Below are 23,153 nucleotides of genomic sequence, written 5' to 3'. Positions count from 1 at the left end.
GGAAAATCGCTAAACCAGCCAGTCTAGCATTTAATCCCATGCTACCTTATTCTGCGAGAGTCGTCAAAAGGGAGAGGAAGCTTCAAATTCAATAGGTCCCACCCGGAACCGTTCATGCTCGTATACATATTTTAGATCCAAATCCCCTACAAATTCGGTTGGGGATACACTGCCAGATACAGTGGCTTGCAGAGGAAGCTGTTCAGCATCATACATTACGACAGAACTAAAATCGAGATACTTTGTAAATTGGGCTGGATCATCGTAAAATACGGATGCTTTAGGGTTTATCGTGTGTGTAACACCGTCAATCGTGACAGCAATATGAACCTGGCGGTTGTGGTCACGTAGCTCCACTGAGCTATGTACGCGCTGGGACACAGCATCTACTGCCGATTCGACCGCATATTCTTCCATCGTGCGTGCGTTAACAATATGCAATTCCTGCAATTCGACACCCGTTCCCGAGGCACGCGTGAGGATCACGACGGCTTCACGGACACCATCCCCGTTCACATCCCTGTAAAATAATTGTGGTGCGGTGGAGATATCCGCCGAGCCTGACCATCGGAATGTGCGGCGTTGCTGGCCGATTTCCAGTACAGCTGATTGGAATAATCCCTGTGACGGATTAACGGCATATAAGCGGACGGATGAGTCTTCTGGAGCGCTGGCTAGCGGACGAGATTGTACGGTTTCGTTCACTGGGTCCGATGAAGGATGGCCGGAAGTCATGACGGAAGAGGACAAAAGCATAGACAGCAGGATCACAATGAGCAGCTTAAACACGGGTGGGTCTCCTTTTCCGGGCAAAATAAAAGATATATACACTATAACGAATTTATTTGCCGAAAATGTTAACTCTTTTTCATAACTTGTCACTTTTTTTGCTGAAGAGAGCATAAGGATTTTCATTTTATTGAGTTATGCGGTGTGAAAGGGTATATTTAAGGGAACAGGTTTTACACAGATTATACGGAAGAAAGGTTGATTAGCGTGGAGAAGCCGATCACTCCCCCCAATTTTATTAAAAATGTTATTGAAGAGGATTTACGTACGGGTAAGGTAAAGGAGGTCGTTACACGATTTCCGCCTGAACCAAACGGATATTTGCATATTGGACATGCCAAAGCTATCTGGATCAATTTCTCGTTGGGAGATGAATTCGGAGGACGCACAAATTTGCGTTTTGACGACACCAATCCGGCGAAGGAAGACACGGAATACGTGAACTCCATTCAGGAGGACGTGAAGTGGCTCGGTTATGAATGGGAGGAAAAACATTTTGCCTCCAATTATTTCGAAGAAATGTACAAGCGTGCCATCCTGCTGATCCAAAAGGGTAAAGCCTACGTGGATGATCAAAGCGCGGACCAAATCCGTGAAACTCGTGGCACATTGACCGAACCGGGGCAAAATAGCCCTTATCGGGATCGCAGTGTGGAAGATAATCTGAAGCTGTTTGAAGAGATGCGTGCAGGCAAATACCAAAATGGTGAAAAGGTGCTGCGTGCCAAAATTGATATGGCTTCAGGAAATATTAATTTACGTGATCCGGTTATTTACCGCATTTCACACACAGCACATCACAATACAGGCGACACATGGTGTATCTATCCAATGTACTCCTATGCTCATCCGCTGGAAGATGCGATTGAGGGAGTAACGCACTCACTCTGTTCGCTGGAATTCGAAGATCAGCGCCCGCTGTATGATTGGGTTGTAGCTGAATGTGAGATGGAAAAGGTACCGCACCAATACGAATTTGGACGGCTGAACCTGGCTCAAACCGTAACCAGCAAGCGTAAGCTCAAGCTTCTGGTCGATGAAAAGCACGTAGATGGTTGGGATGATCCGCGTATGCCGACGATTTCCGGTTTACGTCGTCGCGGCTACACGCCGGAAGCCATCCGCAACTTCGTATATGAGACAGGCATTTCCAAAGCCTACGGAGTCATCGATTTGCAGGTGCTGGAGCATTTTGTACGTGAGGATTTGAAGCTTAAGGCACCCCGCACCATGGCAGTCATAGATCCGTTGAAGGTAGTTATCACAAACTATCCTGAAGGACAAGTTGAAATGCTGGAGGCGGAAAACAATACTGAAAATCCGGAACTCGGTACACGTCAAATTCCGTTTTCCCGTGAGATTTATATTGAGCGTGAGGACTTCATGGAAAATCCGCCGAGCAAATACTTCCGTTTGTTCCCTGGTAATGAAGTACGTCTCAAGCATGCTTACTTCATTAAATGTAACGATGTGATTAAGGACGCAGACGGAAATGTAACGGAAATCCACTGTACCTATGATGTAGAAACCAAGAGCGGATCAGGCTTTACTGGACGTAAAGTGAAAGGCACGATCCACTGGGTAGAGGCTACTCAGGCTGTACCTGCCGAATTCCGTTTGTATGAGCCTTTGATTAACGCAGAGAACACGGAAGAGATTGAAGAGGATGCATCGGAAAAAACATTCCTTGACCAATTGAACCCGAACTCTTTAGAAATTGCTCATGGTTATGTCGAGCCGAACATGAAAGAAGCTCAATCACAGGACAAGTTCCAATTTTTCCGTCATGGTTATTTCAGTGTCGATCCGAAGCTTTCCCAACCGGGTAAGCCTGTATTTAACCGTGTTGTATCGTTGAAAAGCTCTTTCCAATTGCCTAAGCAATAGGCTGGTGGAAAGTGTGGGAGAGATGGTAGCTTCGTGCGACCAAGTTGAAAAGGAGTCTGCCGTCGGCAGACTCCTTTATTTTACGCATGCACACTCTTTATACATGATCATTGACTTGACGATACTCTATTGTCTTTGCTAACGAGCCAGAAGGGAGGATAGCTCATTCCTCTAGTGTTGTTAAGGGGCTTCTTCTATTCGTTTGTGCCCGCTGGCAGTCCTGGCTGATAACCGTTCTTGTACAGCATATACCACATGATAGCGAATCCCGCAGATCCAAGTAGGGCGAAGAACACCCCTGCATGGTACATCATTTCTCCACCAAAGTTCTGGAATAGCCATCCTCCCGCAAAACCTGCTACGATACCGGATATACCACTCCAGGTCAAGGTATATACGGCCTGTCCGGATGATCGGTATGCTGCAGGGGTAAATAGGACGGTCAACTGGGTGCCTACATAGAAGTATCCACCGAAGGTGACGCAATGAAGTGCCTGAATGAACACAATCTGAATCGGGTCTGTGGCCAGAGCCATCAGTTCCCAACGTAAGGCAAACAGCAAACTGACGAGTGCCAAACAGCCGACCATCACAGTCATTCTTTTCTTCAAGAAGCGATCAAACAGCAAAAATACAATAATTTCGAATACCGATGACATAAAAACAGCAAAACCAAGCATCTGTTTGGACCCACCCAGCTCGGTGATGTACAGGGACATAAAGGCGCTGTTGATCGAATTCGGGATGGATACAAGGATGCCCAATAAAATAAAGGATATAAAGTATCCGTTCATTAAAACACTGCCAAAGCCGCGTAAATGGATGGTTGCTGTCTCCACAGTGCTTTTCAGTGGTGGAATCGACAAGGTGCAGATCAAAGCAGCCAGAAGAAGTACCGTAAAGATGGTGGATATGCTGGATATCCCCGTTTGGTCAATAACTATGCCGGCAACTGCTGCTGTCACTGCCCAACCGAAAGAGCCCCATATACGGAATGCACCAAATTTCCGGTCTGTGCCCTCAATATAACTGAGAATCAGGCTGTTGCTTTGCGCAAATAAAGGGCTTTGGAAAAAATAAAAACCAATCATCGACACATAAATCATGATATACGTATGGACATGAAACAAAGCTTGTAGCAATAACAAGGTACCTATAATCATAAATAGCAGAATACGTCGGAGGTTACGGCTCCGGTCGCTTGTATAGCCCCAAAAAGGGTTCGCAAATACGGATACAAAAGGCCCGATGGCCATCAGACTCCCGATCTCCAGCTTGTCCATGCCGATATCTTGCAGATACAACGGGAAGAAGCTGGAGAAAATGACCATAGCTCCATATAGAAAAAAATTATACAGTTTTAAGGAATATAGAGGAGTCTCTTGAATTTCTCTCTTTTGCAAGACAAGCCATTCCTTTCTTAGCCCGATAGAGAACTGCGCATCGATGCCGATCTGTGGGGAGGTTCTTTATTCCAATGTATCATGTGTTGAAAGGGTTAACAAACCAATAAATTAACAATTATGTAATAATTAAATTTTGTTCAAAAATTCATATGCATATTTGCAATTGTTTTCTGAAAAAAAAGGAGGATTTATTTGTGAAAGTGACTGGTATTATCGTCGCAGGAGGACGTTCCAGCCGAATGGGACAGGATAAGGCTTTGCTTGAGATCAATGGAGCCACTATGCTTGAACGGACGTATACTACATTGCAGCAGGTTGCCCAGCGGGTTGTAATAGTCACTCGTGACAACCAAGGATATGGTCTGAGTGGTATGGAAACTGTGTCTGATGTTTTTCCAGGTATGGGACCCCTAAGCGGTATTCATGCGGGATTATCTGCATCTACTACGGAGTGGGGAATGGTTGTCGCTTGTGATATGCCTTTTATACAGCTAGAGGTGCTGCAAGACCTGCTCGTTGTAACTGAGAAATGGACGGAGTTGCATGGAACGACGGAACCAACATTGCAAGCAGTAATACCTTCTATGGATGGACGTATACATCCGTTGCTGGCTGTGTACCATCGGAGCGTGCTGCCGTCTGCCGAGGAATGTTTGCGCAATAGACAGCTTCGTCTCACCGATTGGTTGAACAAGCTGAACGTTCGTTATGCGACCGTAGAGGATTTGCCGCGGGTGAGTGAAGACATGTGGCATAAGGCCGCGTTCAATATGAATAATCCGCGGGACTACGAGCTTGCGTTAGAGCAGTTGAAGCATAGTGTACAACAGAACACGCAGAACGTGAAGAATTTAAAAGAAATACGAGAGGATTAGAAACGTACAAGCTTCCTGCGCGAGGACTATTTAGGAGAGCAAATACTAGAGAAATATGATGGACTAAATTTGGGGGAATATAATTATGCTGGAAGCTATTATACATGCCGTTTTATTGGCATTGGGATTGATTTTGCCTTTGGGGGTACAAAATGTATTTGTGTTTAATCAGGGGGCGTCCCAGTCGCGATTTCGCAATGCACTGCCTGCTGTCATTACAGCGGGTGTCTGTGATACAATCCTGATCACGCTTGCGGTTGGGGGCGTGTCCCTTATTTTGCAGCAATTTCTATGGCTCACGAACGTACTCTATGCGGCGGGCTGTTTGTTTCTGCTGTACATGGCCTGGACTTTATGGAGATCGAAGGCAGCTTCCTCGGGAGAAAGTCAGGCGATGCGGCCGAAACGCCAGATGATTTTTGCCGCTTCGGTATCGCTATTGAATCCACATGCCATACTCGACACGGTTGGCGTAATTGGAACCAGCTCCCTTCAATATGACGGCGGGGAACGCTGGGCCTTTGGTCTGGCCGCCGTGTCCGTATCTTGGATATGGTTTATCGGTCTGGCAACGGCAGGGCGTCTCGTGGGACGTATGGATTCAGAAGGGAAGTTTGGGACTGTGCTCAACAAAATATCGGCACTGATTATTTTAGGCCTGGCAATGTATATGGCGATAAATTTTATTACCAGTATGTGATCCAAACCTGGTTAGAAGAAAAATTTTAATACAGCGAATACCCCGCTCAAAGCAAAGGGAACACCGATCAAAAACAGCATAAAGGCCAGACAGCCTGCACCATTTACACCGCCTGCAATTCGGGCGTCCCGAGGGTTAGATGGATTGTATAATACCTTAATCTTGCTGCCAACCCGGTTGAGGCTTAGGTTGGTGCTATAGATGAGTAGCAGTCCAATCAAGCTGAACAATGGCATCAGCAATTCGGAACTAAAATGAAACCAATACACATTGAAATCAATTGAGATGATAATCTACTCCTTTAAACAAAGCGATAATCAATATATCGGATGTTTTTTAGGAACCGTTTAATTCTTCCATAGAGATAACGACAGAGCTGTATGGAATATAAAATGATCCTACTTCACCGGGAAGTGGATTTTTTTAATAGCTATGAGAATTACTTATTGCTAGATAAGGACATATCAAAATCAACATCCTCGATAAATTCGATAACCTCACCATTGGGGCTGTGGACTAATGCATTTGTTACAACTAGAGGAGGTTCGCCAAGTGTAAGCTGATTGGGTTCCACAAAGGTTCTTGTTCCGTGGGCAAGGGCTTTTTGATATATTTCATCCACATTAAGAGTTGGTTGAATTTTGTAGAGAGGCGAAGGAAGTCACTGATTTATTTCGCATCAGTGGGGAATTTAATTATCTCATTAAGGTACAAACCGCGTCGGTAGAGGAAATTGCAGAGCTTCAGGATTCATTAGTTAAGCTGGGGCCTTCGAAGTCGCATATTTGTATGAAAAATATACTGGAAAACAGGGTTTTGCTGTAAGCAACTCGAAAACCCACATTTGGAATATAGAGCATTCGGAATAACTGTATTTGTGAAATGAAGATAAGCGAATGCTTGGATGAAATAAAAAAAAGTGACGCTGAATTACAACAGCGTCACCGTAATGCCCTGCTCCAGACGCTTCACGTCCTGGAGCTCGATCTTCCCGGCCATGGCGTGCAGAGCTGCTGCTGTGCCGCAGGCCGCTCCCTGCCGTAGCATGGCAGGGAGATCCAGCCCCGTAGCTGCGCCGGTGACCAGCCCGGCGACCATAGCGTCACCGCTGCCGAGCGCGCTGACAATGTCCGCGTCTGGCAGGCTCACGCGGTAGCGCGCATCGTGCGTTACCGCCAGCGCCCCGCGCGCGCCGAGCGAGATGACGGCCAGCTGCGCTCCGGCTTCCAGCAGCTTTGCTGCCGCCGCTTCAGCGGCATCCGGACGCGCTGCGTCGATTCCCGCGAAGCGAGCGGCCTCGTCCTCGTTAGGCTTCACGAGGTCGGGCTTTCCGCGCAAGCCCAAGCGCAGCGCCTCACCGCTCGCATCCAGCGCTACCCGCGCGCCGCGCGCCTTCGCCAGCGTGCACAGCTCGGCGTACAGATCGGGCGGGCAGCCGGGTGGCAGGCTGCCGGAGAGGACGACCCAAGCCGAATCCTCGGCAAGGGTCTCAATTTTGCGCCGCAGTGCGGCTAATTCAAGCGGCCCAACGGTCGGTCCGCTCTCAATCAGCTCGGTCTGCGTGCGCGCGGACGGGTCGAGCACGGTAATGGCGAGACGGGTCTCCCCATGTGCCGTTTCAATGAAATCGGCGCTTACGCCTTCTGCGCTCAACCCGTCAATGAGCAGCCGTCCCGTGTGTCCGGCAGCAAACCCGGTCGCTCGTACAGGCTCGCCTAGCGAGCGGATGACGCGGGCGGCATTCACGCCCTTGCCGCCCGGCACCGTCAGGCCGCCTTCAATGCGGTGAACGGCATTCAAACCGAAGCCTGCAACCATGTAGATTTTATCCACAGCCGCGTTAAGCGTTACGGTGGTAATCACAAGGCATCACTCCTTTAAGATCAGCAATTTGCAATATTTGATGCCATTCGCTCATGCTAAGATATCAGCTTTAATCCCAACGCTGCGGCAAGAATCATGGCGATGAATAAAACGCGCAGTACGCTTTTTTGTTCACCGTACAAGAACATGCCTGTAATCGTGCTGCCAACCGTTCCTATGCCTGTCCATACGGCATAGGAGGTGCCCATAGGCAAACTTTTCATGGCATAGCTGAGTAGAGAGAAGCTAAGAACAAAGGATAGGACCATAAGCACTAAGGACTTCCAGCCTTTGCCCACCGTAACTCCCTTCATACCGATGACTCCTAACACTTCCGAGCACCCCGCGATAACCAATGCAATCCAAGCCATTATGCGCCACTCCCTTCCTGAACATCACGGTCGGTAACTAACTTCAGGCCGACCACACCTGCCAGCAAAAGGGCGATTAATAGCGTTTTGGACCATTGAAACGGTTCTCCGAATAGTAGCATTTCGCCTACGACTGTTCCCCCCGTCCCTAGTCCGGTGAATACAGCATACACTGTGCCTACAGGCAGTCGGTTCGCAGCCTTCATGATTAAATAAAAGCTGGCCACCACGGCCAGCACCGTTACAATCCAGGCGAGTATAGAGTCCGCATGCTTCAAACCCGATACCCATACAACCTCAATCAGACCTCCAACAAAAACGTAAATCCAACTGCGATTCATGATGAATGTTCTCCTTAAAAATAAATTTTATAAGTTCGACGGCTTCACGCTTCATGAGGTGAGGTTAACGTAATCCCACGCCAAAAAATAGGCCATGCAGCGTTCAGCCTTCGGTGGTAGTTGATGCTTCCACTGTACAGGAGCTCCACCATGACCCCGTCCACCAGGGTCATGTAAGCCAAAGCCACATCCACTGGCTCCATATGCCCAAAGGGTTCCCGATCCCGTGTATTCCGGAGGCGGCGAGTTAATTTTCGCTCCATTTTATCCAGAAAAGGATTAACAATATCCAGCACCTCGTGATACAACGATACAGGCGGAAAGAAGGAAAAGCGAAGCATAAACTTGGCTGAGTCGTTGCTCTCATATTCCTGTCCCATCCAAAACAAGAAGTCATGCAGGGTATGCTTAAGCGGCTGATCTTTACGTTCCGTAAAGTATTCGAAAATACGTAAATTCTGCTCTTGAAAAGCGTACCTAGCCACCTGTAGAAACAGATCCTCCTTGCCTTGGAAATGCGCGTATATAGACGGTTTTCGGATACCGACCTCAGCGGCAATACTGCTCAAGGAGGCTCCCTCATACCCATTGGTGGCAAATTGAAAAAGAGCGGCCTTTCGAATCTCTTCCATCCCCATTATTGTCACCTACCTAACGTTCGTTAGTTTATTCTTGCACGAAAAAAAGTAAGTGTCAACCCAGCATCATTGCGTTTTGTATAAAGCTTTTCTTTGGATTTTTTTTATCAACATTTTAATAAAAAAGTGGGAAGAAATAAGGGGCTCATGTACAATATAATGAAGAATACTTGTCAAATGCAGTCCACTGGAAGTGAGGTTAGTTATGAGGCGAAGCTTACTGGCCGTATTGATCGCGGCTATGGTGTTTATTATTTATTATTTTGGCTTGTTTAATTACATCGGCAAAAATGAAGGAACTGTCATCAGTATTTTTTCCACCCTGACAGTGATCTCCATCAGTCTGATTATTTTTACGGAGAATCGTAATCCCTCCACTACGATGTCCTGGATTTTGCTGCTGGCATTGCTGCCAGTCGTTGGACTTCCTCTTTATTTTCTGTTTGGGCAAAATGTATTCAAGCGTCGCAAGTATGATAAAAAGGCATTGCGTGACCAACAGGCTTACGACCGCATAGAAAAGGATGCTTTGCGAGTCAAACGAGATCTGACCTGCTTTACAGGTGAGCAGCAGCAGTTAATGCGTTTGGCCCGCAGACTGGCCCGCTCCCCGATTTATTTTGCGACAGAAACTCAAATTCTGAACAATGGAGATGAAACCTTCTCCACTTTGCTGGAAGAACTGCGCAAGGCGCAGCATCATATCCATATGGAATATTACATTTTCCGGTCGGATGATATCGGTACCAGCATTCAAAAAATTCTGATCGAAAAGGCTAAAGCGGGTGTTAAGGTTCGGTTTATGTACGATGCGGTGGGCAGTATTCAGTTGTCGAAGTCATTTTTGAAGGAAATGAGAGATGCAGGAGTAGAGGTTGTTGCGTACGGCGGCGCTCGGATCTTGTTCTTCTCCAGCCGGGTAAACTATCGTAATCACCGTAAAATTGTAGTCATCGACGGTAATATTGGATTAATTGGCGGTCTAAATGTGGGAGATGAGTATCTCAGCCGCAACAAAGCCTATGGCTTTTGGCGTGATACGCATATGATTGTGAAGGGCGAAGCTGTACGGACGTTGCAGCTTATATTTCTACAAGATTGGCTTCACATGACGGGTGAGTCGGTGCTCGATAGCGAATATCTGTCTCCCAATATTGAACCCATTACGGACGGAGGCGTGCAGATTATTGCCAGTGGCCCGGATAATGAGCGGAGAGTGCTCAAAAATCTCTTTTTCTCCATGATCACGTCCGCCCGAAAATCAGTCTGGATTGCCACTCCTTATTTTATCCCGGATGAAGATATCCTGACTGCCTTACGGATGGCTGCATTGTCCGGGTTGGACGTGCGTATTCTGTTTCCCGCAAAACCGGATAAATGGCTACCGTTTCTCGCGTCTCATTCGTATTTCCAGTCGTTACTGGAGGTTGGAGTCAAGGTATATGAATATGAGAAGGGGTTCCTCCACTCCAAGCTCCTTATCATTGACGGGGAAGTTGCGACGATTGGGACAGCCAATATGGATATGCGTAGCTTTCATTTAAATTTTGAAGTTAACGCTCTGTTAATTCAAACGCACAGTGTGCAGCAGATGGTAACAGACTACGAACGAGATTTGCACTCTGCCAGTCTGATCGTACGCGAAGAATTCATGAAAAAACGTCTGTTCAAACGTTTGATGGAATCGCTCGCGCGGCTGCTTTCACCGCTGCTGTAAGCATAAACGAATTCGCTACAGCAGTATCCCGTAGTTAAAATGTAGTAAAGCCTAAAATATCCTGTAGACGGTATATAATATCTTTCCAAAATGTTGAATGATCCTCGTAAGCTGCTAGATCCAAACTGTATTCAGCCCCCTGATTATTCCATAGCTTATCAAAATAGGCCGCAACCTGTCGGGTCAGCTTGCTGTCCGCCGGAGCGGCCACCCACAACTCATTTTCCAGATTCAAATCATCCAGATTACGGGGGGTCAGATTGGTAGAGCCACCCCAAATGATATGCTCTCCTTGCGCCTTGGCGATATAAATCAGTTTGGTATGGAACTGCTCATGGGTGGTATGATACCAGCGAATTTGAATGTTCCCGCCCGATTTATCGGACAACTCCTGGGCAACCGGACGATTGGGGATGCCGATTTTTTCCTGACCAAACGCGTTTTCATTGGGGTCCAGCAGCAATTGGATGTTTACACCGCGGGCAGAGGCATCCAGCAGGCTGTTCAATACTTTGCGGTCAGCCAAATAAAACATGCCCATATGAATGCTGTCACCTTTCTTCGTCTGCGCAATGCCATCCAGAACTGAGGTGTACACCTTGCCCTCAGTTAGATATTTGATCCGATAGCTGTCCTCACTCGATGGAACTTTGGGTTCCGCCTGTGGTGTATAGGCAGGAAGCTGTCCACCGCCCGAAAAGTCCAATACCGCCTGCTCTGTTTGTAAAATGTCTCCGATGATAGGCCCCTTCACCTCCAGCGCTACATTGGAGTGATAGGCGCTCGCGTCGTGCACGTTGCCTGTAGAAATGAGCGCTGTCTGTTCGTTGGCAACCAATTTTCGGTGATTGGCCTTGACGTTCAACAGCTTAAGATAGGAGCGAGCCGTAACATCAGGTCCGTCACTGGCCATCAGGTTGGGAATCCAACCTGTGCCCTGCTGCCCGAACCATTGGAAAAAGGTACGCCACACTGCCGAATAGATGGGGGTGGAGTCCCGCAACGGGTCTACATCGGTCTGCACGACTTGAATCCCTGCTCGCTTCATATTCTCCAACAAAGGATTGGGGGCAGAATTGTAGTTGGTATTGACTTCATCTGTAATGAAAAAGATAGGCATATCCGGATGAGCTTTCTTTTTGGCAATAAGATAATCGGTCATTTGTGCGCTGACTTGGGGGAAGTGCTGACCTTTATGCTTATAGTCATTGAACAGAAATAGGTCGATGACAATAAATTGCTCAGCTTCATCAATGATCCCGAGCATACGATTCAAAATTTGACCTTCATGCTGTGCAGTGCTTCCATCCCCGGTGGGATAGGTCAAATCTGTCCAGAAGTTTACCTCATGGGTCGAATACTCCTGACTCTCATAAGAGACGAACGGAGGCAATGGTTTATGGGTCTGATACAGCATGACGGCAATCAGCCAGAGGATAAGTACCAGAATGGCGATTTTAAAAGCCCGACCCTTTTTCTCAGTTCTTCTTTGATATTCCGGCACAGAATGCAGCGGATCACGTGTAGTCATATGACGATCAACTCCTCAATTGAATGCTGCATTCCATTTTATCGTGCCGGAACATGCAGTTTTATGATGGGATACTGTCAAGTTATTAACGCAAGTGTGCAGGATTGAAGCGGATGCTGAATGGAATGAATTGGAGGATGTTTTACTATTCGTTGAGGACATATGTCCTTTATAGGAAGTATGCCCTATAATTTAATATATAGAAAAGTCATTTTACATGGGGAGAATAACGATTTATGAGAGGAATCTTGTTTGCTTTTCTGGGAGGGGCGTGCATTACGCTACAAGGGGTAGCGAATACACGGATTAGTCAGGATATCGGTACATGGCAGGCGGCCACTGTTACTCAGCTAATAGGTTTTATTTTGGCAGCATTAGTCTGGATGTTTACAAGGGATGGCAATGTGGCTGAACTGAAACAGGTAAAGCCGATGTATCTTTGGGGCGGTGCCTTTGCAGCAATTATTATATTTAGTGAAGTCACGGCAATCCAACATATTGGGGTTACGTTCACGATCTCGGCGTTGTTGATTGCGCAGTTGTGTTTAACCTTCCTGGTAGATATTAAGGGATGGTTCGGTATAGTGAAGCAAAAGATGAAGCTGCCACAATTTATAGGTATTGGTATGATGATTGCGGGTGTAATTATTCTGAAACTTTAAAATAGAAATTTAACTTGTAAAGAAAGCTTAGAATGTAGAAATTGAAGGTGAGCTTAGGAATGAGAGAAATTCAGGATCAAGAGCAGCTAAAATATTTTTTGCAGCTGCATGAGTTGGAATCCATACTCTACGAGCCACTACATCCTTATTTGTCGTTGCATCGTTTGGAGCAAGGGGAAAAGCTCTGTTTACAGGGGGACCCCATCGAGCATCTATATATACTGGTGCAGGGCAAGGTCAAGATTTATACCAGTTCTACAGAAGGGAAAACCCTGATCCTTTGCTTCAAAACACCGATCGAGGTTATAGGAGATGTTGAATATATTCGGAGTAGTCACGTCATCAACACAGTAGAGGCAGTGTCTCCGATCTATGTGATCGGTATTCACCACCAATGGATGAACAAATACGGCAGAGACTATGCTCCTTTGCTGCAATTTCTATTGGATATTGTCACGCGAAAGTTTTGCCTAGACTCCGACTTTTCCAGTTTCAATCTCATGTATCCGGTGGAAGTCAGGCTGGCGAGCTACCTGCTATCGGTTTCTTTTGACGAATCGAATACGGCTTTTCATGAGGAATTACGTGCATCCAGTCTGGTAGATGTGGCGAATTTGATCGGAACCAGCTATAGACATCTCAACCGTGTTATTCGCAAAATGATTGAAGATGGATGGGTTGAACGGACAAAAGGCTACATTGTCATTAGAGACAGAAAAGGTTTGAGTGAACTGGCAGGACATAATATTTATGAATCATTGTAATATGGGCATTTATGAAAGCAGAAGAATATCAAGGATCATCAAGGGAGAGTTAACATATGTTATTAGGAATTGTATTGGCGATTATCGCAGGTGCCTTGGTCAGTCTGCAAACGATATTCAATAATAAGGTGAATGAACGGACAGGATCGTGGGCTACAACAACATTGGTGCTGGGAACAGGGTTCGTGGCTTCCTTACTCGGAAGTCTTATTTTTGAAGGGAAAAATACATTTACTTTACAGCATATGCAGCCGTGGTACTGGTTCAGTGGCATGATTGGTGTCGGTGTTGTGTTCTGTCTGGTGCAAGGAATGAAGCGACTTGGCCCGACCTATGCGATCTCCATTGTATTGACGGCGCAATTAGGTACGGCCCTGTTGTGGGATTCGTTAGGATGGCTGGGATTAGAAAAGATTCCGTTTACCTTTAACAAGTTGATCGGAGTATTGGTCATTATCGGTGGTATTCTGGTATTCAAATTTGGACATGGGCGTACGAAGGGTCAAGCAGAAAGCATTTCATCTGTACCTGATTCGATGAAGGGATGAAGGAGATTGTAATGACCTTTATCTTGCTGGGATAGGGATCGTCCTTTCGAGTAGGCATTTTGCAGAAAAGCGGCAGCTCCATTAGGAGCGGCTTTTCTGTAGAGTTTCTGTAATAACTGGTTTATTGCAAATTTTGAACATGGCCATGGGTAAGAAAAAATGTTCACGATCGTGTATATATTTTTCCATCCATGATACAATGAAAGTATCTTAAAATAGCCACTTTAAGGGCTACGATATTGAATATAAGAGACGATAAATAGATCGGTTACCGTGTTCGGGAACGGTCTTATTTGTGCTTCTTGAACTTGATGCAATAACAGAGTGACTTTGGATGAGGTGGGACATAGATGAGTAGTACGGAGAATATAAAGGGAGCACCTGACGGTTTTAACAAATCCGGCTCTTTGCTGCCTGCCGCAAGGACAGGTGAACGGAAGATTGAGCACGTCCGCCTTTGTTTGCAAGAAGATGTAGCCGGACATGGCATCACCAGTGGGCTGGAGCGATATGCCTTTAAGCACTGCGCTCTGCCGGAGTTGCATTTTGACGAGGTTCGTCTGGATAGTACTTTTTTAGGACGAGCTGTACGAACACCGCTGCTTATTAGCTCCATGACAGGCGGCAGCGCCGAGACAGGAGCGATTAATGAGCGACTAGCAGAGACAGCGGAGAGACGCGGATGGGCGCTGGGCGTCGGTTCGGTACGGGCTGCGGTGGAAAGGGAAGAACTGGCTTCAACCTTTGCGGTTCGCCGTCTGGCACCCAGTATCCCGATCCTTGCCAATCTGGGTGCGGTGCAGCTGAACTACGGATTTGGTGTGGATGATTGTCGCCGTGCAGTGGAAATTGCCGGAGCAGATATGTTGGTGCTGCATTTGAACGGATTGCAGGAGATTTTTCAACCCGAAGGGAATTTGGATTTTAGCGGTTTGCTTAAGCGCATTGAGGAGTTGTGTCGTCAGCTTTCAGTGCCTGTAGGAGTGAAGGAAGTAGGTTGGGGCATAGATGGCGAGACGGCATCGAGACTGTATGATGCGGGTGCAGCCTTTATAGATGTCGCTGGCGCAGGCGGGACAAGCTGGAGCCAAGTGGAGAAATTTCGCAATCCTGATCCTGTGCGTCGCGCGGCGGCGGAGGCGTTTGCGGATTGGGGCAACTCGACCGCTGATTGTATCGTGGAAGTCAGAGCCGCTGAGCCACATGGTGCTCTGATCGGCAGCGGTGGACTGAGAGACGGTGTCGATGCAGCGAAGGCGCTTGCTTTGGGAGCTGACATGGCAGGCTTCGGGCGTTCTTTGCTCGGTTCTGCGGTTGCCTCTAGGGAAGCGCTGGAGGCACGTATGGAGCAGGTCGAACTGGAACTCCGCACGGTTATGTTTGGTATTGGGGTAGATGGAATAGAAGGACTCAAAAATACGACTCGACTAAGAAAGAAGGTAAACGGATGAGCGGACTTATTACATTGGTTCCGATGAATGCAAAGCAATATGATCAATTTGAACAACGCTCGCTTGCCGACTACGCGGATGAGAAAATCCAAGCGGGTACATGGACGGTAGAAGAAGCACCAGAACGTGCGGCAGAAAGTTTTGCTCGATACCTGCCACAGAGACTAGACACACCTCATGCTCACCTGTATATGTTGATGTTTTCCGATGCCGGGGAGCAGAGTCAGGAGGAAGCTGGCTACATCTGGTTCAATATTACGGACGGCGTGCAAGGAAAAGAAGCTTTTCTACTGGATATTCTTGTATACGATTCATACCAGGGGAGGGGTCTAGGCACGCTTGCGATGAAGGCTTTGGAACAGGAGGCTCACAGGCTGGGAGCTGTACGCATCGGTTTGCATGTATTTGGGCATAATGAGCGAGCTTTGCATGTATATCGCAAGTCGGGCTATCGGATTACAGATATCCAGATGAGCAAAGAAATCTAAATAGGGATATAGCAATATCCTGAATTTCATAACCGTATGCTTGCCGCGTGTATAGGTTCTCATATATAATGTGGGTTGGTAAACTAACGGATGGCATAACGCATATTTTATATAAACGGGAGTTGTTCTGATTATGGCTTTAAAAGCGGGGATTGTGGGCTTGCCGAACGTGGGCAAATCAACACTTTTTAACGCAATAACGCAGGCGGGTGCGGAATCCGCAAACTATCCATTTTGTACGATTGACCCCAATGTAGGCGTCGTTGAAGTACCAGACGAGCGGCTGGATAAGCTGACCGAACTGGTTGTGCCGAATAAAACGGTGCCAACGGCATTTGAATTTGTTGATATTGCAGGACTTGTGCGCGGTGCGAGCAAGGGCGAGGGTCTGGGTAACAAGTTTTTGGCTCATATTCGTGAAGTGGATGCGATTGTACATGTGGTACGTTGCTTTGAAGATGAGAACATTACCCATGTGGACGGCAAAATTGACCCGATCAGCGACATTCAGACCATTAATCTGGAACTGATTCTGGCGGATATCGAAAGTGTAGACAAGCGTATTGAACGTTCCCGCAAAAACATGAAGGGTGGCAACAAGCAGTACACCCAAGAGGTAGAAGTGTTGGAGCGGATCAAGGAATCGCTGTATGCTGATAAACCTGCGCGTAGCTTAGAATTGTCGGATGAAGAACGGTTGATTGTACGCGATCTTCATTTGCTTACGATGAAGCCTGTACTCTACGCAGCTAATGTTAGCGAAGATGGCGTAACGGAAGCGGATAGCAATCCATATGTGCAAAAGGTACGCGATTTTGCCGTGGCGGAAAATGCAGAAGTGGTGCCGATCAGCGCCAAGGTAGAATCTGAAATTGCTGAACTGGAAGGCGAAGACAAGGCGATGTTCCTCGAGGAGCTGGGATTGGCTGAATCCGGATTGAACCGTCTGATTAAAGCAGCTTATCGCTTGCTGGGCCTGTATACGTATTTCACAGCAGGTGTGCAGGAAGTACGCGCTTGGACGATTCACAAAGGAACGAAGGCACCGGGTGCTGCGGGCGTAATTCATACGGATTTTGAACGCGGATTTATTCGTGCCGAGGTTGTATCCTACAACGATTTGGTCGCTGCTGGTTCGATGAACGGGGCTAAGGAACGTGGTCAGCTTCGTCTGGAAGGTAAGGAATATGTAGTTCAAGACGGAGACGTTATGCATTTCCGTTTTAATGTTTAATATATAATTTCCAGAATACAATACCTGATTCGGATATATAAAAGACGATGACTTCATGTATGTGTGTTCTGAAAGGTGCTAGATTACGTGGTCGCTGCCTATATTAGGGCGGCGACTTTTTTTATTGTATTGCATGTTGTGTGGATTTTTGCAAAATCCTAAATTAGTCAGTATTTCTTGTAGCTAATTCATGAATTAGTTGGTATAATAAAGAGCTGTAGCCAGTGGAATTGAAGCTGGTTTCATATTAATTTAACTGAAGAGGTGAATCGCTTGTTGGACCGATTGCAATCATTGGCGGACCGCTACGATAAACTGAGCGAACTGCTCTGCGATCCGGATGTAGCGAACGATAGCAAAAAACTTAGAGATTATTCCAAAGAACAGTCTGATTTACAGCCTGCTTATGAAGCATATACCGAATATAAAAATGTCGTTGAAGAGCTGGAAGCTGCAAAAACCATGCAGGGTGAAAAGCTGGACGACGAGATGCGTGAAATGGTCAAAATGGAGATTGAAGAACTGAGTGTTCGCAAGCGGGAGCTGGATGAAAAAATCCGTATTTTGCTGCTGCCAAAGGACCCGAATGATGATAAGAACGTTATTATTGAGATTCGTGGTGCAGCAGGTGGTGACGAAGCGGCACTGTTCGCAGCTGACTTGTATCGGATGTATACTCGTTATGCCGATACTCAAGGCTGGCGTGTAGAGCTGATGGACGCGAACATGAATGATCTCGGGGGCTTTAAAGAGGTTATTTTCATGATTAACGGTCGTGGTGCATACAGCAAGATGAAATTCGAAAGCGGCGCACACCGCGTACAGCGGATTCCGACGACGGAATCAGGTGGGCGTATTCATACGTCGACATCTACAGTATCCGTTATGCCTGAGGCAGAAGAAGTGGATATTGAAATTTCCGATAAGGATATTCGCGTGGATACGTTCTGTTCCAGCGGTGCGGGCGGACAGTCCGTTAATACGACCAAGTCGGCGGTGCGTGTAACGCATATGCCAACAGGTATTATGGCAACCTGTCAGGACGGAAAATCCCAGAACTCCAATAAGGAGAAGGCGCTGCAAGTTTTGCGTGCCCGTATTTCGGATATGCTGCGTCAGGAAGAGGAAGCCAAATATGCAGGCGAGCGTAAGAGTAAAGTAGGCACCGGTGACCGCAGTGAGCGTATACGTACCTACAATTTCCCGCAAAGCCGTGTAACGGATCATCGTATTGGCCTAACTATGCATAAGTTGGACCAGGTGATGAACGGGGAGATCGAAGAAATCGTATCGGCGCTCACGATTGCAGAGCAGGCTGATTTGATGGAACAAGAGGTTTAAGTTTTGGGGAACGAACGCGATTGTGTGTATCGGATGTCGCCGGAACGGAACATGAGTGTCAGAGAAGCCTTAGTTGAGGCTTCTTCTTTTTTAGGAAGCTGTGGCGTTCTGGAGCCGCAGCATAATGCCCGTTTGCTGCTGGAGCATGTGCTCGGGTTGGAAGGTACGGCGTTTTACGCCGCTTTGGGTGATCCGTTCCCTTCCACCGCCAAGGAGGCGTGGGAACGGATCATAGCCCGCAAAGCTGCGGGTGAACCGGCGCAGTATATTATCGGACGGCAGGAATTTTATGGCCGCTCGTTCATGGTTTCGCCGTCGGTGCTGATCCCACGCCCCGAGACAGAACTGCTCGTCGAGGCGATACTCCAGCACGGCGATCGGCTGTGGCCAAGCGGCGCTCCGCAGGCGCTCGACATCGGCGCGGGCAGCGGTGCGATTGCCGTGACGCTGGCGGCTGAGCGACCGAGCTGGCGCGTGGCGGCAGGGGATATTTCGGCTGCCGCGATAAAAGTAGCGGCTCATAACGCCGCTGCGAACGGCGCAGCCGTAGAATTCCGCGAGGGCGATCTGCTGGCGCCATTTGCGGGAACGACGGTGGACATTCTCGTGTCCAACCCGCCGTACATCCCGGCTGCTGACATCGCTGGCTTACAGCCAGAGGTCCGCGACCATGAGCCGCGGATGGCGTTGGATGGTGGTCCTGACGGGCTCGGCCCGTATCGGGCAATGCTGGAGCAGCTCGGACTCCTTCAGGCTCCGCCCCGGCTAATCGGGTTTGAGCTGGGGATGGGACAGGCCAGAGATGTGGCTGACCTGCTGGAACAGGCGGGTCATTGGAAGAACATTATAATCGTTCCTGACCTTGCTGGGATCGAACGACATGTCCTAGGTGTCTCGGAGTAGTGCTGCATTTTCTTTTTGCGAGTCTTTCCTTTAGAATAAGAGGAGTATGACCGAGAAACGGCTCAGGGGGAAATCATGCTTCAGAAATTGAAAAAAATTGACGGTCCGGTTATCTTTATTCTGATTTTGCTCATGGCGATTAGTATCGTAACAGTATACAGCGCAGGTAGAGCTCCTACGAACCTGCCTGATCACGGCAACGATTACCAGAGGATGATTGGGTATTATATATTGGGTTTTGTGGCGATCTTGGGTTTAGCGATGGTCGATTTTCGGATATTCATTAAAAAAGCCCTGTACGTATATGGAGGCGGAATATTCCTGTTGGGTCTCGGATTTTTTGGCGGGACGGTTAACAACTCTCAGGGCTTTCTGAAAATTGGTGGCTTGAATCTTCAGCCTGCTGAGGTATTCAAGCTGGTCCTTATCATTTTTCTGACTTATATGCTGATCAAAAAGCGCAAGAGCAAGCTGTATTTTATTCAGGATGTTCTTCCAGTCGCTCTGGTGAGCTTTGTCCCGTTTGCCATGGTTATGGCACAAAATGACTTGGGTAATGCGCTCGGTTACATTGTCATCGTCATCGGTATGCTATGGATTGGTAATGTGAAGGCATCCCATGCGTTAATCGGATTCATCGTATTTGCAGTCGCTGTTGGTGGCGGGATCAAAGCTTATATTTCGTTTCACGATGAGATTGATTCCTTTATGAAGGGGATTGGCCGTAGTCACTGGGTTGAGCGTTTGGACCCTTGGTTGGTACCGGAAGAGGCAACCGCGAAGGCGTCTTATCATACCAAAAATGCCAAGCTGGCGATAGCCTCTGGCGGGATGATGGGCAAGGGCTTTTTGCAAGGAACCTCGGTACAGTCCGGGCGTGTTCCTTATACGTACGCGGATTCTATTTTTGTGGTCGTAGCGGAGGAATTTGGCTTTGTAGGCTCTTCAGTGCTGCTATTGTTATATTTTATTTTGATTCACCGAATGATCCTGATTTCGCTGGAATGCCGGGATCGCGCCGGACCGTATATTATTGTCGGGATTGTGTCCATGTTGCTGTACCAGATTTTTGAGAATATTGGTGCGTTTCTGGGCATTATGCCGCTTACGGGGATTACGCTCCCGTTCATAAGTTATGGTGGTACCTCGTTGCTTATTAACATGGCTAGTATCGGCTTGGTTATGAGTATTAAGGTGCACGGCCAAGAGCTGGAGGACGATCTGCCACAGCCTTCCAGAGTAAGCTTGACGAAGGCGAAAAAAGCCTAGTGCAGGTGGATTTGGCTTGAAACTGATTGGCATTTGTGTGAGTTGAAACGGTGCAACGAAAAGTCCAGATTGTGAAATCTGGGCTTTTTTATATGCCTCGGTGAGGGTCAGAAGCTTGGTGTAGCATGATTTGAGGGTGTATTGAAGAAAATCTGTAAAGTGTTCCTGAATCTTTTATAAGATTCATAGGTTTAGACTCTCCCAAACCGGACAGACTGATAGACATGATAGAGTTTGGGTTTGGGGGAGACGAAGATGAGAAGTTGGATCAAGCAAGCTGCAATGATACTATTTTGTATTTCGATATTAATGATGTCTTGGGAAGGTCAAAAGACGGATGCTGCTATGACCACTGGAACAAGAGGAACCTTAGCATCAGGAGTAGCTACAACAGGGCTGAATATAATTCCACATGACTCCATTCGACTGCGTATTTTGGCCAACTCGGATCGTCCGGAGGATCAGCTGGTTAAACGCGAAATACGGGACGCTATTGTCCAGCAGATGAATGCCTGGGTGGGTGAGCTGGAAAACCCGCAAAGCTTAGATCAAGCTAGATCATTGATTGATGCCCATTTACCTGAAATTGACCGTTTGGTAGGTACGGAACTGGCTCGTCGAGGCATTGCATATGATCATCAGGTGGAACTGGCGAGCGTACCTTTCCCGACGAAAATGTACGGTGGTCTGGTCTACCCAGCAGGGAATTATGAAGCGCTTCGGGTTACGCTGGGGCAAGGAAAAGGGCAAAATTGGTGGTGCGTGCTGTTTCCTCCGCTGTGCTTTATTGATGCAGGCAGTGGGGAAGCAGCGGCACAAACGGTATCAGCAAAAACGGATCACGGAGAAAGTCGGACGAATGCCGCTGACAAGGAGCCGGAAGTACGTTTTTTTCTGTGGGATGCACTTGCGGGACTGTGTAGCTGGGTGAGTGGCTTGTTTGCCTAAACGTTGAGGAGTGTAAGTTTCCCCATATGCTATAATGGAGCTTACGACAGATATACACATGGCAGAGCCAAATAAACTGATCTTTCAAAGTAGCCTTATAGGATCAAGCGAAATCACTGGCCTGTATATGACAATAAGATATGGGATGATCTGATATGAGCGATAAATCGAATCAAATGCAAGACTTGCGCGGAGATTTTGTGCAAAAGAAAAAATCGGAGCAAAAGCTGGACGAACAGGAAAATTGCGAGCTGAAGCAGGCATTGAAGTCTTCCCATACCCAATGGTGGGATGTAAGATGTTTGGTTCCTGTGAGCAACATTGACGGGGATGTTTCTGACGAAGTTTGGGCTGAACAGACTCGGATCGCGGCGGAAAAGGGCATACGGGAGGCCGGCGTACTCCTCCAAGCTGGAGAGACGGTAGCCTTTCCTACGGAGACCGTGTACGGCCTGGGGGCCGATGCTCGTAGTACAAAAGCGGTGGAGGCGGTATTCGCTGCCAAAGGACGTCCCTCCGATAACCCGCTCATTGTACATATTTCTGATGCTGATCAATTAGAGGGTATGGTAGCAGAAATAAACGATACGGCCCGAGCGCTGATGAATATGTTCTGGCCGGGACCGCTGACTCTCGTATTGCCGGTAGTGCCGCAGGCACTGTCATCGCGTGTGACAGCCGGGCTGGATACAGTCGGTGTGCGCATGCCGGATCATCCGATAGCGCTTCGTTTGATCGCTGAAGCGGGTTGTCCACTGGCTGCGCCAAGCGCCAACCGGTCGGGAAGGCCCAGTCCCACCCTTGCACAGCATGTACGAGAGGATCTGGAGGGCCGCATCGGCGGCATTTTAGACGGAGGTCCCACAGGGGTGGGGCTGGAGTCCACGGTGGTGCAGGCGGGTGACGACGGAACCGTCACCATCCTGCGCCCCGGCGGCGTGACGGCTGAGCAGCTCGCTGCGGTTGCTCGCGCCGTCGTGCTGGACCCGGCGTTGGCTGCTACGCCCGGGGAAGACGCGGACAGCCCAGCGCCGCGCTCGCCGGGCATGAAGTACACGCACTATGCACCGCGAGGCCGCTTGAGCGTGGTACAAGGCCCGTCGTCCGTTGAGGTGACGGGCTGGATTCGCGCCGCGCTGGCGGAGGCTTCCGCGCGCGGGGAGCGCACGGCAGTGCTCGCGTTCGACGAGCATGTCGCCGGCTACGCCGGAGAACGCGTCTACACGCTAGGCAAGCTGGACGCGCTCCATGAGGCGGCGCAGCGCCTGTACGGCGTGCTGCGTCGCTGCGACGAGGACGGCGTCACCTACATTTTGGCGGAATCCTGTCCGCCGAAGGGATTGGGGGACGCCGTCATGAACCGCCTGCTTAAAGCGGCAGGTCACCGAATCGTCCGCTTGTAGCTTCTGTCGAATCAGAGCCTCTTA

At 48.2% G+C, this 23,153-nt stretch carries 22 protein-coding genes and 3 pseudogenes; 16 read left to right on the top strand and 9 right to left on the bottom strand.

What is annotated here, in order from left to right; genetic code table 11:
- Positions 1 to 63: 63 nt before the first annotated feature.
- Positions 64 to 789, bottom strand: coding sequence for a hypothetical protein (locus ACYCSE_RS07125; RefSeq protein WP_039271598.1), 726 nt, complete (start codon positions 787 to 789; stop codon positions 64 to 66).
- A gap of 207 nt (positions 790 to 996) precedes the next feature.
- Between ACYCSE_RS07125 and ACYCSE_RS07120 the strand changes: the two genes are divergently transcribed.
- Positions 997 to 2,676 (top strand): glutamine--tRNA ligase/YqeY domain fusion protein, encoded by a 1,680-nt coding sequence (locus ACYCSE_RS07120; RefSeq protein WP_039272163.1) that lies wholly within the window; start codon positions 997 to 999, stop codon positions 2,674 to 2,676.
- A 180-nt stretch (positions 2,677 to 2,856) separates the two neighbouring features.
- Here the strand turns inward: ACYCSE_RS07120 and ACYCSE_RS07115 are convergent.
- Positions 2,857 to 4,079, bottom strand: a pseudogene (locus tag ACYCSE_RS07115) (MFS transporter).
- A 197-nt stretch (positions 4,080 to 4,276) separates the two neighbouring features.
- On the opposite strand from ACYCSE_RS07115, the gene mobA reads away from it, so the two are divergent.
- Positions 4,277 to 4,957 (top strand): molybdenum cofactor guanylyltransferase, encoded by a 681-nt coding sequence (mobA, locus tag ACYCSE_RS07110; RefSeq protein ID WP_039271594.1) that lies wholly within the window; start codon positions 4,277 to 4,279, stop codon positions 4,955 to 4,957.
- Between the two features lie 85 nt (positions 4,958 to 5,042).
- Complete coding sequence (locus tag ACYCSE_RS07105; RefSeq protein ID WP_039271593.1) at positions 5,043 to 5,657, top strand: LysE/ArgO family amino acid transporter; 615 nt, start codon at positions 5,043 to 5,045, stop codon at positions 5,655 to 5,657.
- 11 nt (positions 5,658 to 5,668) lie between these two features.
- On the opposite strand, the gene ACYCSE_RS07100 is transcribed toward ACYCSE_RS07105, so the two are convergent.
- Both ACYCSE_RS07100 and ACYCSE_RS07095 read right to left on the bottom strand, forming a co-directional pair.
- Positions 5,669 to 5,926: a DUF3592 domain-containing protein gene (locus tag ACYCSE_RS07100; RefSeq protein ID WP_250266835.1), complete on the bottom strand. Its 258-nt coding sequence runs from the start codon at positions 5,924 to 5,926 to the stop codon at positions 5,669 to 5,671.
- A 170-nt stretch (positions 5,927 to 6,096) separates the two neighbouring features.
- Positions 6,097 to 6,282: pseudogene (locus tag ACYCSE_RS07095) on the bottom strand (VOC family protein); the annotation flags it as partial.
- 2 nt (positions 6,283 to 6,284) lie between these two features.
- On the opposite strand from ACYCSE_RS07095, the pseudogene ACYCSE_RS07090 reads away from it, so the two are divergent.
- Positions 6,285 to 6,482 (top strand): annotated as a pseudogene (locus ACYCSE_RS07090) (Lrp/AsnC ligand binding domain-containing protein); the annotation flags it as partial.
- 105 nt (positions 6,483 to 6,587) lie between these two features.
- On the opposite strand, the gene ACYCSE_RS07085 reads toward ACYCSE_RS07090, so the two are convergent.
- Genes ACYCSE_RS07085 through ACYCSE_RS07070 form a run of 4 tightly spaced genes read right to left on the bottom strand, consistent with a single transcriptional unit; the run spans position 6,588 to position 8,870 of the window.
- Positions 6,588 to 7,520, bottom strand: coding sequence for a 1-phosphofructokinase family hexose kinase (locus tag ACYCSE_RS07085; RefSeq protein ID WP_459701900.1), 933 nt, complete (start codon positions 7,518 to 7,520; stop codon positions 6,588 to 6,590).
- Positions 7,521 to 7,576: 56 nt separating this feature from the next.
- Complete coding sequence (locus tag ACYCSE_RS07080; RefSeq protein WP_013312355.1) at positions 7,577 to 7,891, bottom strand: DMT family transporter; 315 nt, start codon at positions 7,889 to 7,891, stop codon at positions 7,577 to 7,579.
- Positions 7,891 to 8,232 carry a DMT family transporter gene (locus ACYCSE_RS07075; protein WP_039271586.1) on the bottom strand — a complete coding sequence of 114 codons (342 nt, stop codon included), beginning with the start codon at positions 8,230 to 8,232 and terminating at the stop codon, positions 7,891 to 7,893. The genes ACYCSE_RS07080 and ACYCSE_RS07075 overlap by 1 nt, the downstream gene beginning before the upstream one ends.
- Before the next feature lie 44 nt (positions 8,233 to 8,276).
- Positions 8,277 to 8,870: a TetR/AcrR family transcriptional regulator gene (locus ACYCSE_RS07070; RefSeq protein ID WP_322155121.1), complete on the bottom strand. Its 594-nt coding sequence runs from the start codon at positions 8,868 to 8,870 to the stop codon at positions 8,277 to 8,279.
- Positions 8,871 to 9,075: 205 nt separating this feature from the next.
- Between ACYCSE_RS07070 and cls the strand changes: the two genes are divergently transcribed.
- The gene (gene cls, locus ACYCSE_RS07065) at positions 9,076 to 10,587 is read left to right on the top strand and encodes a cardiolipin synthase (protein ID WP_039271582.1); all 1,512 of its coding nucleotides are present in this window, start codon (positions 9,076 to 9,078) and stop codon (positions 10,585 to 10,587) included.
- Positions 10,588 to 10,621: 34 nt separating this feature from the next.
- On the opposite strand, the gene ACYCSE_RS07060 is transcribed toward cls, so the two are convergent.
- The gene (locus tag ACYCSE_RS07060) at positions 10,622 to 12,118 is read right to left on the bottom strand and encodes a phospholipase D family protein (RefSeq protein ID WP_459701899.1); all 1,497 of its coding nucleotides are present in this window, start codon (positions 12,116 to 12,118) and stop codon (positions 10,622 to 10,624) included.
- Positions 12,119 to 12,354: 236 nt separating this feature from the next.
- Here ACYCSE_RS07060 and ACYCSE_RS07055 point away from each other — a divergent pair, with 236 nt between their 5' ends.
- The 11 genes from ACYCSE_RS07055 to ACYCSE_RS07005 all read left to right on the top strand — a co-directional run bounded on the left by ACYCSE_RS07055 (position 12,355) and on the right by ACYCSE_RS07005 (position 23,129).
- Positions 12,355 to 12,780: a DMT family transporter gene (locus ACYCSE_RS07055; protein WP_039271579.1), complete on the top strand. Its 426-nt coding sequence runs from the start codon at positions 12,355 to 12,357 to the stop codon at positions 12,778 to 12,780.
- 59 nt (positions 12,781 to 12,839) lie between these two features.
- Positions 12,840 to 13,544: a Crp/Fnr family transcriptional regulator gene (locus ACYCSE_RS07050; protein WP_165177763.1), complete on the top strand. Its 705-nt coding sequence runs from the start codon at positions 12,840 to 12,842 to the stop codon at positions 13,542 to 13,544.
- A 56-nt stretch (positions 13,545 to 13,600) separates the two neighbouring features.
- Complete coding sequence (locus ACYCSE_RS07045) at positions 13,601 to 14,092, top strand: DMT family transporter (RefSeq protein ID WP_459701898.1); 492 nt, start codon at positions 13,601 to 13,603, stop codon at positions 14,090 to 14,092.
- 350 nt (positions 14,093 to 14,442) lie between these two features.
- Positions 14,443 to 15,543, top strand: coding sequence for a type 2 isopentenyl-diphosphate Delta-isomerase (gene fni / locus ACYCSE_RS07040; protein WP_459701897.1), 1,101 nt, complete (start codon positions 14,443 to 14,445; stop codon positions 15,541 to 15,543).
- Positions 15,540 to 16,031 (top strand): GNAT family N-acetyltransferase, encoded by a 492-nt coding sequence (locus tag ACYCSE_RS07035; RefSeq protein ID WP_459701896.1) that lies wholly within the window; start codon positions 15,540 to 15,542, stop codon positions 16,029 to 16,031. The genes fni and ACYCSE_RS07035 overlap by 4 nt, the downstream gene beginning before the upstream one ends.
- 133 nt (positions 16,032 to 16,164) lie before the next feature.
- On the top strand, positions 16,165 to 17,265 hold the full coding sequence (gene ychF / locus ACYCSE_RS07030) for a redox-regulated ATPase YchF (protein WP_039271572.1): 1,101 nt from the start codon (positions 16,165 to 16,167) through the stop codon (positions 17,263 to 17,265).
- A 273-nt stretch (positions 17,266 to 17,538) separates the two neighbouring features.
- Positions 17,539 to 18,606, top strand: coding sequence for a peptide chain release factor 1 (gene prfA / locus ACYCSE_RS07025; protein WP_013312344.1), 1,068 nt, complete (start codon positions 17,539 to 17,541; stop codon positions 18,604 to 18,606).
- Between the two features lie 3 nt (positions 18,607 to 18,609).
- Complete coding sequence (prmC, locus tag ACYCSE_RS07020; protein ID WP_459701895.1) at positions 18,610 to 19,509, top strand: peptide chain release factor N(5)-glutamine methyltransferase; 900 nt, start codon at positions 18,610 to 18,612, stop codon at positions 19,507 to 19,509.
- 75 nt (positions 19,510 to 19,584) lie between these two features.
- On the top strand, positions 19,585 to 20,778 hold the full coding sequence (locus ACYCSE_RS07015) for an FtsW/RodA/SpoVE family cell cycle protein (RefSeq protein ID WP_039271567.1): 1,194 nt from the start codon (positions 19,585 to 19,587) through the stop codon (positions 20,776 to 20,778).
- Positions 20,779 to 21,033: 255 nt separating this feature from the next.
- Positions 21,034 to 21,726: a stage II sporulation protein R gene (gene spoIIR / locus ACYCSE_RS07010; protein WP_459701894.1), complete on the top strand. Its 693-nt coding sequence runs from the start codon at positions 21,034 to 21,036 to the stop codon at positions 21,724 to 21,726.
- A gap of 155 nt (positions 21,727 to 21,881) precedes the next feature.
- Entirely contained in the window at positions 21,882 to 23,129 is a 1,248-nt protein-coding gene (locus tag ACYCSE_RS07005) for an L-threonylcarbamoyladenylate synthase (RefSeq protein ID WP_459701893.1), read from the top strand.
- Positions 23,130 to 23,153 lie beyond the last annotated feature (24 nt).

The organism is Paenibacillus sp. SEL1, from assembly GCF_054602535.1.
Note: the sequence above shows the minus strand (reverse complement) of the source record. Positions and strands in the feature narration are given on the sequence as shown.

What these genes read in the sequence shown, in the direction of transcription:
- ACYCSE_RS07045 (WP_459701898.1), top strand. Translation starts at nt 13,601, where the DNA reads ATGTTATTAGGAATTGTATTGGCGATTATCGCAGGTGCCTTGGTCAGT.
- ACYCSE_RS07070 (WP_322155121.1), bottom strand. Translation starts at nt 8,870, where the DNA reads ATGGGGATGGAAGAGATTCGAAAGGCCGCTCTTTTTCAATTTGCCACC.
- ACYCSE_RS07080 (WP_013312355.1), bottom strand. Translation starts at nt 7,891, where the DNA reads ATGGCTTGGATTGCATTGGTTATCGCGGGGTGCTCGGAAGTGTTAGGA.
- cls (WP_039271582.1), top strand. Translation starts at nt 9,076, where the DNA reads ATGAGGCGAAGCTTACTGGCCGTATTGATCGCGGCTATGGTGTTTATT.
- ACYCSE_RS07105 (WP_039271593.1), top strand. Translation starts at nt 5,043, where the DNA reads ATGCTGGAAGCTATTATACATGCCGTTTTATTGGCATTGGGATTGATT.
- ACYCSE_RS07005 (WP_459701893.1), top strand. Translation starts at nt 21,882, where the DNA reads ATGAGCGATAAATCGAATCAAATGCAAGACTTGCGCGGAGATTTTGTG.
- ACYCSE_RS07055 (WP_039271579.1), top strand. Translation starts at nt 12,355, where the DNA reads ATGAGAGGAATCTTGTTTGCTTTTCTGGGAGGGGCGTGCATTACGCTA.
- ACYCSE_RS07060 (WP_459701899.1), bottom strand. Translation starts at nt 12,118, where the DNA reads ATGACTACACGTGATCCGCTGCATTCTGTGCCGGAATATCAAAGAAGA.
- ACYCSE_RS07050 (WP_165177763.1), top strand. Translation starts at nt 12,840, where the DNA reads ATGAGAGAAATTCAGGATCAAGAGCAGCTAAAATATTTTTTGCAGCTG.
- ychF (WP_039271572.1), top strand. Translation starts at nt 16,165, where the DNA reads ATGGCTTTAAAAGCGGGGATTGTGGGCTTGCCGAACGTGGGCAAATCA.
- fni (WP_459701897.1), top strand. Translation starts at nt 14,443, where the DNA reads ATGAGTAGTACGGAGAATATAAAGGGAGCACCTGACGGTTTTAACAAA.
- ACYCSE_RS07035 (WP_459701896.1), top strand. Translation starts at nt 15,540, where the DNA reads ATGAGCGGACTTATTACATTGGTTCCGATGAATGCAAAGCAATATGAT.
- spoIIR (WP_459701894.1), top strand. Translation starts at nt 21,034, where the DNA reads ATGAGAAGTTGGATCAAGCAAGCTGCAATGATACTATTTTGTATTTCG.
- ACYCSE_RS07015 (WP_039271567.1), top strand. Translation starts at nt 19,585, where the DNA reads ATGCTTCAGAAATTGAAAAAAATTGACGGTCCGGTTATCTTTATTCTG.
- ACYCSE_RS07075 (WP_039271586.1), bottom strand. Translation starts at nt 8,232, where the DNA reads ATGAATCGCAGTTGGATTTACGTTTTTGTTGGAGGTCTGATTGAGGTT.